We start from the raw sequence: 12045 nt of genomic DNA on the forward strand, positions 1-12045 counted from the left end.
TTGGGAGGGCGTTCAGTTTCGCAATTTAAAGCCATTGCGAAACTGGTTCCAAGATAGGCGGCCAAAGTTGCCATTTTAAGGAAAACAAATTCAAATTAGGACGGTTTTGTGAAAATTATACTCCGTTCCTGGCCTGCCTCTATTTTCGCTGTTTATCGTTCCATCGCAACAGAAACTGCGACTTTTCGAAAACCAGAACGACCACGAGTGACATCGCGAACGGGATAAGGAGGTAGAGCAGGCGGAAGACGATCAGCGCTGCCAAAACATCAGCCTGATTCATATCCGGCAAGCCAGTCAGGAAAACGAGCTCCAAAACGCCGAGACCACCCGGAGCGTGCGAGATCAGGGCGGCAGAAAAGGAGACCAGGAAAATGCCCAAGATAATAAGGAATCCGGGATTGCCAGCCTCTGGCAAGGCAAAGTAGATGATGCCGGCGGCGCCGATCAATTCCAACGGCGCGACGATGAGCTGCTGCACCACAACCGACATGCGCGGATATTCCAGACGAAAACTGCCGATCTGGAGCGGGCGCAGACGCAGCCAGCTACCAAAGACATAGAGCAGCACGAATGCGAGCATCAAAAGTGCGATCACAATGGAGACGGTCGGTGTCAGCTCCTCGTTGAAGCGCATGAGAATATGCGGCTCCAATAGGAGAACAATGCTTGATGTTATGATGACACCGAGAATAAATGTGAAAGAACAGAAGGCGATAAGAACAGCGATTTCGCTGCCAGGCATGCCTTGTGACGAATAGGCCCTGTAGCGCACAACCGCGCCAGAGACGACCGAGGCACCAATATTATGTGACAAAGCATAGGTGGTGAAGGAACAAAGCGCGATAAACAGCCAGGAAATCTTGCGCTTGAGGTGCAAGAGCGCGATGCGATCGTAGCCTGCAAGCGAACTGTAGGCCAAAAGTGCTGAAGCTGCAGCCAGAACCCAATGATGGGCACGGATTGCATAAAGACTGTCCAGAACATCATCGAGTGAAATGCTGCGCAGTTCGCGATAGAGAAGCCAAGCCGAAATACCGACTGCGCAAATACCCACGACCGGCCAGATGTAATCCTTTGCTTTCATCAGCCGGTCACCATGCTTTCATGCTTCATATCATCCCCTTTTTTGCCCATGATATCGGTCGATTCATCTTCCGATAGTAGCCCCAATGTGTCGGTCTGAGATTCGGTTTCTTTGGAAACGGTTTCAGTGCTTTTCTTTATGATCTCAGTTCCGATTGCTTTTGCCATGGCGGCTGCGATTTCCTCCTCTCCCAGAATGACAAAATCTGCGCCAAGATCCTTTAGATATTGTGCTTCCGCCTTCGAGCAGGCGCGTACGACGATGCTGATTTCCGGATTTGCGGCTCGGGCTAATGCTGTGACCCGTCCAGCCTCGAAGGCATTGGGGATTGCAATAACCAGATTTCGCGCCATTGCCGGATTGGCCGCCTTCAGTATCTCTGAATCCGAGGCGTTGCCAGCAATGGCTTCTACGCCTTTGTCCTTGAGCGAGGCGCTGATTTTCGACGAATCCTCGATGACGAGAAAAGGCGTCGTCTCTGCCCGTAATCCTGCTGCAATCCTTTCGCCGATCTGGCCATAGCCGACGACAATCGTGTGTCCGTTTAGCAAAGTTTGGGGTAGCGGCTCAGGTTCGGAAATGCTGAGTTCGACACCGGGGGCTTCACCGGCTGGTGTCTCGTGTTTGCTTTGCTTTTCGATCCATGGCCGCATTCGTTCCGCTACGATGAACATAATCGGATTGAGGAAGATCGACAGGATGGCACCAGCGAGAATAAGGTCGCGTCCAGCCGGTGGGAGAAGATTGAGACTGACGCCCAACCCCGCCAAAATGAAGGAGAATTCACCGATCTGAGCAAGACTTGCTGAAATGGTGAGCGCCGTGCTGACAGGGCGACGGAAAGCGCGCACGATGAAGAATGCCGCGACTGATTTGCCGATGAGGATGATGGCAAGCGTTCCGAGCAGGGGCAGTGGATCGCGGAGAAGGCTCATCGGGTCGAACAACATTCCGACCGAGATAAAGAACAGCACCGCAAAGGCATCGCGCAAGGGTAGGGACTCTTCTGCTGCGCGATGGCTGAGTTCGGATTCGCTCATCACCATGCCGGCAAAGAACGCCCCCAACGCGAAGGAAACGCCAAACAGATGGGCCGCGCCGAAAGCCACGCCCAGTGCAATGGCGAGCACGCCGAGACGAAATAATTCGCGGGAGCCGGTCTGAGCCACGACATTCAGAAGCCAGGGGATGACCTTGCGTCCCACGATGAGCATCAGGGCGACGAACAGAACAACCTTGGCAATGGTGAGAAGGATAATGCCACCAATGCCGAGGCCAAGCCATGAAGCGATGGGATCGCTTGCTGCCGAGCCTTCCGCACGACCGGTTACGCTGGCGACTGCCGGAAGCAGAACCAGCGCCATGACCATTGCGAGGTCTTCGACAATCAGCCAGCCGACGGCGATGCGCCCGCGCTCGGTATCAATCAGGCGGCGCTCCTGCATCGCGCGCAACAGGACGACCGTACTCGCGGTAGAAAGAGCTAGACCGAAAACCAGACCGGCCTGCACATCCCAGCCAAGGGCGAGGCCAAGGCCGGTTCCAAGTGCTGCTGCGGCTGCGATCTGTGCGAGTGCGCCGGGAACCGCTATGGCTTTGACGGAAAGAAGATCCTTGAGGGAAAAATGCAGACCAACGCCGAACATCAGCAGGATGACACCAATCTCGGCAAGCTGAAGAATGAGGTCCTGATCTGCAACGAAACCGGGTGTGTGGGGACCGGCAATAACACCGGCCAGAAGATAGCCAACGAGAGGGGAGATTTTCAGACGGGTGGCTATCGCACCGAAGATGAAGGCCAGGCATAACCCGATGACGATTGTCGCAATCAAAGGCGTGTCATGGGGCATCAGGTGCCTTTCCCCTTCTGGCTTCTCAATTCTGTATGTGGGAGCCGGGCACGGCCTGAACCGTGCCCGGCGAACGGGTTATTTCTGCGCTGTGGCGCTGTCTTCAATAGCCTGATGGGCTTCCTTGCGATGCTGCCACCAGTTGCCCAGCAAAAGCAGAATCGGCGCGGCGATGAAGATCGACGACGATGTTGCGATAACGATACCGAACAGCATAGGCACGGCAAAATTATGAACCGCGCTGCCACCCCATACTGCCATTGGGAGCATACACAGGAACGTCGTCATCGATGTATAAATACAGCGGACGAGCACCTGATTGATACTCATATCGACGATCTCGCGCAGCGGCTTCGATTTATAAAGACGCATGTTTTCACGCATGCGGTCATAAACCACGACCTTATCGTTTACCGAGTAACCGATAGCGGTTAGAAGCGCTGCGATGGCTGTCAGGTTGAAATCGAGCTGGAACAGCGCAAAGAAACCGACCATCTTTGTGGTGTCGAGGACGAGCGTGATGATTGCGCCCATCGCAAAGAACCATTCGAAACGCCACCAGAGGTAGATGAGCATGCCGAGTGCCGACAGGACGACTGCGATGAAGCCGGAGCGGGCTAGTTCGCCGGAAACCTTGGGGCCGACGACTTCTGTGCGCTCGATTTTCACGCCCGGATCAAGCTCGGTTACGGCTTCGCGCATTTTGTTGACGGCAATCGTCTGCGCTTCCTCACCGCCGTCCTGACGCTGAACGCGGATCAGAACATCGTTCGGGCTACCGGCAGACTGAAGTGCTACTTCACCAAGCCCGAGCGAGCCAAGTTTTTCGCGCAGTTGTGCCAGATCGGCTGGTTGTGACGTAACGATTTCCGCCTGAATGCCGCCCTTGAAATCGATGCCGTAATTCAGCCCCGGCTTGAAGAATAGGCCAAGAGACAGGATCGACAGCACGATCGAGACGCCGATGCCGACGAAGCGGGCGTTCATGAAGCTGATATTGGTCTTTTCTGGAACAAACTTCAGGAACGGCTCGATGACGAGCACCTTCAGCTTACGCTTGCGGACGTACCAGGCCATCGCCATGCGAACCAGCGTCACATCCGTGAACATCGAGATCGCAATACCGAGCATCATGGTGATAGCAAAGCCACGGACCGGGCCGGTACCGAAGGTGAACAGCAGCAAGGTCGAGATCAGCGACGTAACGTTCGCATCCACAATTGTGGAGAAGGCGCTGTGAAAGCCCTTATCCAGCGCGGCCATGGCCCCAAGGCCACGCCGCGTTTCTTCGCGAATACGTTCGTTAATGAGAATATTAGCGTCAACTGCGATACCAATACCGAGGATGATACCGGCGATACCGGGCAATGTCAGCGTTGCACCGATGAGGCTGAGGGCTGAGAAAGTGAGCAAGGTGTGGAGCAGGAGCGCCACATTGGCGATGGTACCCCAAACGCCATAAAGGAGCTGGATGAAGACCGCGACAAGTACGAAGCCGACGATACCGGTAATGAGGCCCATCTTGATGGCATCGCCGCCAAGGTCCGGACCAACCGTACGTTCTTCAATGACGGTCAGCGGAGCGGGCAGGGCGCCAGCGCGCAGGAGGGCCGAGAGGACGACGGTATCCTGAACTGTAAAGCTGCCGGAAATCTGGCCCGAGCCGCCGGTGATCGGTTCACGGATGACGGGTGCGCTCAGCACCTTGCCATCGAGCACAATTGCAAACGGACGATTGACGTTCTTTGTCGTGATGTCGGCGAACTGGCGTGCGCCGAGACTATCGAAACGGAAGGACACGATCGGCTCATTGGTGCGCTGGTCAAAGCCTGCGCGCGCATCGGTGAGACGCTCGCCGGAAAGTGCAACCTGATCCTCGATTGGGTACTTGATGTTCGGGTCCTTGGAATCCGGCATGATGGTCACGCCCGGAGGCGGCGTATCGTTCGGATTGGCATCGGCAACCATGTGGAAGCTCATCTTCGCGGTACTTCCGAGAAGCTGGCGAAGCTGCGCCGGATCCTGGAGGCCGGGGAGCTGAACGACGATACGATCTGAGCCTACACGCTGGATGGAAGGCTCGGCGACGCCGACTTGGTCGACGCGCTGACGGATGATTTCAAGACTCTGCTGGAGAGCAGCATCGAGACGGTAGTTGAAGCCTGCCTCTGTCAGGGTCAGGCGAAGCTGGTTGTCGTTTGATGCAACGTCTATGTCGTTGATTGCCGTACCGAAACCGCTGGTGTTGACTTGCGAGATCAAGGTGCGAAGCGCAGTTTCGGCCTTAGATCGCTGATCGGCATCAGGGATGGTCACGACAACGGCGTCGCCGACAGCGCGGATAGACTGCGGCTGGATACGCTCGGCGCGCAGCTTGCTGCGGGCGTCGTCCAGCAGCGTCCTCAGGCGATCCTTTTTAAGGCCGGCTGCATCGACTTCAAGCACAAGATAAGAGCCGCCCCGCAGATCGAGGCCAAGCGTGACCTGACGCTTCGGGAACCAGGACGGCATGGCGTCGAGGTGCTTTTGGGTGAAGAAGTTGGGCAAGGCAATGATGACGCCGATCGCAACGATCAGGCTATACAGCACAACCACCCATTTCGAAGTACGCATGGATTAAGGTTCCGGTTGGTACGCCCCAATTGCCACTTAATATCAAGTGGCGGTACGGGCATTGTTTGTAATGGCGTTAGGATTGGTAAGGCCCAATCATCAAGATTGGCGCATTATGCGCTTTTCGGAGGCGCACGGGCAGAGCCAAAATGTCCCTGCAAAACTGCGAGGCGCCGGAAATTCTGCGCCGCTTCGGCTGATCTCGTCTTTGGAAGAACAATCGCTGCCGTCGCAACAGGGAGTGCTGCTCCGGTGTGATCGAGATAGGAGGTTTTGATCTTGGCTGCGATAGCTTCGATCAGGATTGCCCGCATGGGCTGTGGTGAAGGGGTAGACTGCTGATGAACAGGTGTTGCTGGACTGCCTTCGACCTGCCTTGCCACGATGCCGCCAGAATGACCGCGAGCCGCATCGTCGTCGAGCGTAGAAAAATCCACGGCGAATAGAAAAGCGGTAAACGACAGAACGCACGTAACGAACAGCATGAAACCATGCCGCTTGTGCTGTTCCGTGTTTTTCATGCCCTTCATCAAATCGCCAAGACTTTCTTTAGAGTCTATCCGTGGAGTTGAGCCAGCTTTTCACACTCATTGCGAATCCTCATTAATCATTTGTGTTCGCACGAACAAGGAAATACTGGCATTAAGGCTCGCCTTATACGCTATGGGTCCGCTTTCGGCGCACTATGAGATCTTGTAAGGAGCCACGCCTTGCATCCGTTTTAGGGCGCTTTATGTTGAAACCATGTCTTGTTTAACGGCAGAATTGAATTGGCATATTCATCGACGTTTCGTGTTCTTGCATTTTCTCTTCTGATCAGCGCACTGTCGCTGGGTGGCATTGCGTCTGCTATCGCGCAGGACAATAAACAACCGACGCCACAGACGACGCAAACCGCGCCAGCAGCGGCTCCCCAAAACAGCTCCGTCCAACAAGCGCCCGCTGCCACCGATCAACAGCAGGCCCCCGTGCCCGTTTCCGGCGTCGTTCAGCAACAAAAGCCGGTCATCAATGATCTGAAGCAGCAGACGAAACGGATCAGCGACCAGCTCCCAAAGGCCGCTTCGAACGATGAATCGCTGGCCAACCTCAAGCTTCAGCTGGACTCCCTTTCAAAGAAACTTCTGGAGGCTGGCGTTGCATTTCGCCCGCGCCTCAGCGAAATCAACACACGGCTGGAGCAATTGGGCCCTGCGCCTTCCGGTGACCAGCCGCCCGAACCGGCAATCGTCAGTGAAGAGCGCGCCCGGCTGACCGCTGAAAAGGCCGAAATAAATGCCGTCGTGGGCGAGACCGAAGATACCTCGCTTTCCGTCAATCAGATGTCCGCAAAGATCGGCGACATGCGCCGCGATCTTTTTGCAAGAACACTTTCCCAGCGTGTGAACATCGACACCACGCTCGGTACGGAGGTCGCCTCGGCCGCCAGCAACCAGATGGTTTCGCTCTGGCGCATTGTTCAGTCGTGGTGGCGTTTTGTCAGCACGTTTAAGCTCAAATCGTTTCTTGCGGCCGCCTTCTTCGCCTTTGTTGCCGCGCTGGTCATCCAGATTGGCGCAAAGCGTGTTCTCGGAACGCTCTATCAGCGCGATGCGACCGTGGAGTCGCCATCCTATCTGAGCCGTCTTTCGGTAGCGTTCTGGTCTACGGTGATACCGTCGGCGGCGGTCGGCGTCTTTTTGGCGGCAACTTACTTTTTTATGAATTATTTCAATGTCCTGAGAACAGATATTGCGTCCTTATTCCAGTCGTTGTTTCTCGTGCTGGGGCTTGTCTTCTTCATTCACAGACTCGCGTCCGCGTGCATCAGTTCGGATATGCCGCAGTGGCGATTGGTTCCGGTTGCGCCGCGTCCGGGACGCGTTTTGGGCTGGCTGATAACGGGAACCGCATTGACCAGCGGGCTTGATTCCTTCTTCGGAAAGGTCAACCAGATTTTGTCGTCGCCGCTGTCATTGACCATGGCGAAAAGTTTGCTGGCCACCGTGATGGTCGGTGTCCTTATTCTGGCGATTGCGTTTTTGAAGCCCGTTGAGCGCGAAAAGGATGGCGCCATCCGGTCGTGGCCGCGCGGATTCAAAACGTTTCTGATCATATTGGGTCTTTTACCCATTTTGGCTGCGGTTTTCGGCTTTATCGGTATGGCGCGTTTCATATCGCAGCAGATCGTGGTCACAGGAGCATTCCTCGTTACCATGTATATGGGCTTCCTGACGGGACGTGCGATTTCGGAGGAACAGGCATTTGCATCCAGTCAGATCGGCAAGGCAATGCGGGAGCGTTTTCATTTCGACGACGCAACCCTTGATCAGCTTGGTCTTCTGGCAGGCATTCTGATCAATCTCGTCGTTGCCTTGATCGGCATTCCGCTGGTTCTGATGCAGCTCGGCTTCCAGTGGGCTGAATTGAAGAGCACCTTCTATCAGTTGATGACCGGGTTCCAGATCGGCAATATTTCCATCTCACTCATGGGGCTTTTGACCGGCGTTCTGCTGTTTGCGATCGGCTATTTGCTGACACGCTGGTTCCAGAACTGGCTCGACAACAGCGTCATGGCGCGCGGGCGTGTCGATTCCGGTGTTCGCAATTCCATCCGCACGGTCATAGGCTATGTGGGGCTTTGTCTTGCAGCCTTGATGGGCGTATCAGCGGCTGGGTTCAATATGTCGAACCTCGCACTTATTGCCGGTGGCCTCTCCCTCGGTATCGGTTTCGGCCTCCAGAATATCGTCCAGAATTTCGTATCCGGTCTCATTCTTCTCGCAGAACGTCCGTTCAAGGTTGGCGACTGGGTGGAGGCCGGTACGGTCAGCGGCATCGTCAAGAAAATCAGTGTGCGCGCGACGGAAGTGGAAACCTTCCAGAAACAATCAATCATTGTGCCGAATTCGACGCTTATCAACGGCAATGTCGGCAACTGGACGCATCGCAACAAGCTTGGGCGCATCGATATCAATGTGCAGGCATCCTATACGGCAGAGCCTCGTCGGATTCATGCGCTGCTTCTCGAAATCGTTCGAGGCCACCCTTCGATTCTGAAGAACCCGGAACCTTTTGTTTCGTTTCAAAGCATGAACGATTCACTGATGGTCTTTGACGTTTACGCCCATGTGGCCGACATCACTTCGACTGGCGGCATCAAGAACGAACTGAGGTTCCAGATTGTCGAACGCTTCCATGAGGAAGGCTTGCATCTGTCCTCGTCCTCGACTGATCTTATTCTCAGCGTGCCGGAGATTGAGAAACTTTCAGAGTTGATGCAGAAGGAAAAGGAGCTTTCCCCCGCAGCCGGGAAGAAGAAGGCGAACGCAGAGAAGCCCGAAGCCAAGGAAGATACCGACGACCGGGCTTGATGAATATTTCGTTCAGTTGCAGTTCAGTTTTGTCCGCTTATAAAGAGGATGACAGAGGGCAATAGGGCTCATGCGACATCGGACATATCGCGGCGGGAGCGATGGAAAGGTCGGGACGGTATGAACAGAAATCAGGTCAACAGCTTGCGTAAGCTTGTTCTTGGCGCAGCAGTCGGCTTTGTAGTCTTGGCAGGCAACGCATATGCCGCCCAGATTTCCAACAACGATAGCGGGCCGCAGACGATTGTGGTCACCGAAGGTGCTTCCAAGCGCGAAATGATCGTCTCGCCTGGTGAAACTGTTGAATTTTGCGCTTCGGGCTGTTTCGTGACCTTTCCGAACGGAGATCGCGAAGCTCTGACTGGCGACGAAACGATTACGCTCAGCGGCGGCAAGGCTACGTTGAAATAGTCTTTCCATTTCAAGATGTAAAAAAGCCGAGGCACACTGCCTCGGCTTTTTATGTAGAAGATGTTTCGGTTAGCTGCGAGGCTTGAGGTTTTCCGGGTCGTAGAGAGGCTTGTAGCCAATCGAGGCGACTTCAACCGGATAAGTCTCTCCGAAATACTCCACGCTCAGTTTGCGGCCCTCCTGACAATAGGCCCATGGCAGGTAAGCGAGAGCGATGTTCTTGCCAATGGTTGGACCATATGCGACCGAGCTTGTGAAGGATCGACGTCCAAATTCGTCGACGAGCGTCTCTCCTGTTTCCGGATCCTGTACCGGCATGATGCCGACAGGATAACGCGCGACGCCGCTGGAATCCACATTTTCGGTCATGACGAGTGTGCAGAGCATCGCAGGTTGGTGTTCGCGGGAGCGGTACTCCACATGCTTTGCCTTGCCGCGGAAATCCGCTTCCTTGACCTTCGGGCGAGCAAGATCGGCTTCGAGAAGGTTGTACTCTGTCAGCAGATCGGCGTTCTGGAGGCGCAGGCTCTTTTCCATGCGACGCGTGTTGGCATAGGTTTCGACGCCAACCGCAATCACGCCGGTCGAACGCAGCGCATCCCAGACGGCAAGGCCGTCTTCGTAGCGCATATGCAGTTCCCAGCCTTGCTCGCCGACATAGGAAATGCGGAATGCGGTAACGTCCTTGCCTGCAATCCGGATTGGCTTGATGGCAGCGAAGGGGAAGTTTTCCGCATCAAGGCCTTCCGGGTTCTCAACGACCTTCTTCAGATTCTCGCGCGCATTCGGGCCCCATATGCCGATGGTGACGTATTTCTCCGTCACATCGGTGATCGTGACGTCAAAGCCCTTATCTTCGGCCACACGGCGCATATAGTGGAAGTCGCGAGGCCCGGCATCGGCGCCATTGATCATGCGGATGCGGTCTGCCAAGCGGATTGCCGTGAAGTCGGCGCGCACCATGCCTTCGTCATCAAGGAAGTGGGTATAGATGCCCTTGCCGATATTGGCATCGCCGCCAATCTTGGCAGCGCACAGCCATTCCATCAGCTCTACATGGTCTGGACCTTCGATATCGTACATCGCAAAGTGCGAGAGATTGATGATGCCGCAATTTTCAGTCAGTTCCAGATGTTCGGCATTGGAGACGCGCCAGAAATGGCGGTTGTCCCATTCGTTTTCGCGCACCGGAACGCGATTGCCGTATTTTTCCAGCAGGTGCTCGTTGGCGGCATAGCCATGCGCACGTTCCCAGCCGCCAAGTTCCATGAAATGGCCGCCAAGCTCCACTTCGCGCTCATAGAATGGTGAACGCCTGATATTGCGCCCCTTGGAGAACGGCTCACGGGGATGAACGGCTGGATTATAGACCTTCATTGCCGTTTCCGTACAGCGATCCCAGATGAACTGCTCGGTCATCTGGTGCGGATAGAAACGCGAATAGTCGATGGCGTGATGGTCGATGGATGTGCGGCCGTCGGTCATCCAGTCGGCAATGAGCTTGCCCATGCCGGGGCCGTCCTTGACCCAGATGGCGACTGCATACCACAGACCGCGCACCTTCTGGCTTTCGCCCATGGATGGGCCGCCATCGGTCGTGACTTGCAGGAAGCCGTTGAAGGAGTGGCTTTCGTTGTAGCCGAGCTCGCCCAGAATAGGTGTCAGTTCGATTGCGCGCTCTAGCGGTTCCAGAATCTGGTCCATCTCAAGATCGCGCTGCGATGGCGAGAGACGTGCTTCATGCTTTTCCAAAAGGTCACGCGGATGGCACAAGCGCGGGTTCTTTTCTTCGTAATAGCCCCATTCGATCTGGCCGCCTTCAGCAGTCTTCGGGTCGCCAGTGTCGCGCATATAGGCAGAGTTGCCCTGATCGCGCATGAGCGGCCAGCCGATTTCCTTGCCGGTGCCTTCAAACTCGCTATAGGGGCCGAAGAATGTCAGCGGATGGTCGATTGGCATGACGGGCAGGTCTTCCCCCACCATTTCGGCGATGAGGCGTCCCCAAAGGCCAGCGCAGATAATGACATAATCAGCTTCGATGGTGCCGCGATGCGTGACGACGCCCTTGATGCGACCGTTTTCCACGATCAGGGACTGAGCCGGTGTGTTGGCAAAGCTCTGCAACTTGCCAGCAGCTTCTGCCTGATCAATCAGCTTGCCGGCGACAGTCTGCGAACGTGGGATAACCAGACCTGCATCCGGATCCCACAGGCCGCCTTGAACCAGACTTTCCTCGATAAGCGGGAATTTTTCCTTGATCTCCGCCGGTTCCATCAGTCGGGCGCGGGTGCCGAAAGCTTTACCCGATGCGACCTTACGCTTGATTTCATCCATGCGGGCATCGTCGCCAACGCGCGCCACCTCGATGCCGCCAACGCGAGCGTAATGCCCCATCTTTTCATAGAAATCGATGGAATAGAGCGTCGTCCAGCAGGAGAGGAAGTCATGGCTCGTCGCATAGCAGAAATCCGACGCATGGGCGGTCGAGCCGATATCAGTCGGAATGCCGGACTTGTCGATGCCGACGATATCGTTCCATCCGCGCTCGATCAGATGGTGTGCCACCGAGGCGCCAACGATACCGCCAAGCCCGACAATTACAACTTTCGCCTTTTTAGGAAACTCTGCCATTTTATGCGTCCCTAGAGCATTTCCAGCAAAAGTGCGAAGCGGTTTTGCGTCGGATAATGCGTGAAAAAGATGGATAGAGCGATTTCAACGACTCCGTAAT

General features: G+C 55.4%; 7 protein-coding genes. 2 read left to right on the top strand and 5 right to left on the bottom strand.

The annotated features are described in order from the left end of the window. Window positions 1-139: 139 nt before the first annotated feature. The 4 genes from HWX93_RS17725 to HWX93_RS17740 all read right to left on the bottom strand — a co-directional run bounded on the left by HWX93_RS17725 (window position 140) and on the right by HWX93_RS17740 (window position 6080). On the bottom strand, window positions 140-1087 hold the full coding sequence (locus HWX93_RS17725) for a lysylphosphatidylglycerol synthase domain-containing protein (protein WP_176038112.1): 948 nt from the start codon (window positions 1085-1087) through the stop codon (window positions 140-142). Beyond that, a complete protein-coding gene (gene ybaL, locus HWX93_RS17730) occupies window positions 1087-2937 on the bottom strand; it encodes a YbaL family putative K(+) efflux transporter (RefSeq protein ID WP_176038113.1) in 1851 nt (616 codons plus the stop codon). The genes HWX93_RS17725 and ybaL overlap by 1 nt, the downstream gene beginning before the upstream one ends. A 78-nt stretch (window positions 2938-3015) precedes the next feature. Beyond that, complete coding sequence (gene secD, locus HWX93_RS17735) at window positions 3016-5550, bottom strand: protein translocase subunit SecD (RefSeq protein WP_176038114.1); 2535 nt, start codon at window positions 5548-5550, stop codon at window positions 3016-3018. 113 nt (window positions 5551-5663) lie between these two features. After that, a complete protein-coding gene (locus HWX93_RS17740) occupies window positions 5664-6080 on the bottom strand; it encodes a hypothetical protein (RefSeq protein ID WP_176038115.1) in 417 nt (138 codons plus the stop codon). Window positions 6081-6320: 240 nt separating this feature from the next. Here HWX93_RS17740 and HWX93_RS17745 point away from each other — a divergent pair, with 240 nt between their 5' ends. Then, window positions 6321-8903, top strand: coding sequence for a mechanosensitive ion channel family protein (locus HWX93_RS17745; RefSeq protein WP_176038116.1), 2583 nt, complete (start codon window positions 6321-6323; stop codon window positions 8901-8903). 120 nt (window positions 8904-9023) lie between these two features. Further along, window positions 9024-9314 (top strand): hypothetical protein, encoded by a 291-nt coding sequence (locus tag HWX93_RS17750; protein WP_109988500.1) that lies wholly within the window; start codon window positions 9024-9026, stop codon window positions 9312-9314. Window positions 9315-9383: 69 nt separating this feature from the next. On the opposite strand, the gene HWX93_RS17755 is transcribed toward HWX93_RS17750, so the two are convergent. Next, the gene (locus tag HWX93_RS17755; RefSeq protein ID WP_176038117.1) at window positions 9384-11945 is read right to left on the bottom strand and encodes a GcvT family protein; all 2562 of its coding nucleotides are present in this window, start codon (window positions 11943-11945) and stop codon (window positions 9384-9386) included. Window positions 11946-12045: the final 100 nt, after the last annotated feature.

The organism is Brucella tritici (assembly GCF_902825325.1).
Classification (GTDB): Bacteria; Pseudomonadota; Alphaproteobacteria; order Rhizobiales; family Rhizobiaceae; genus Brucella.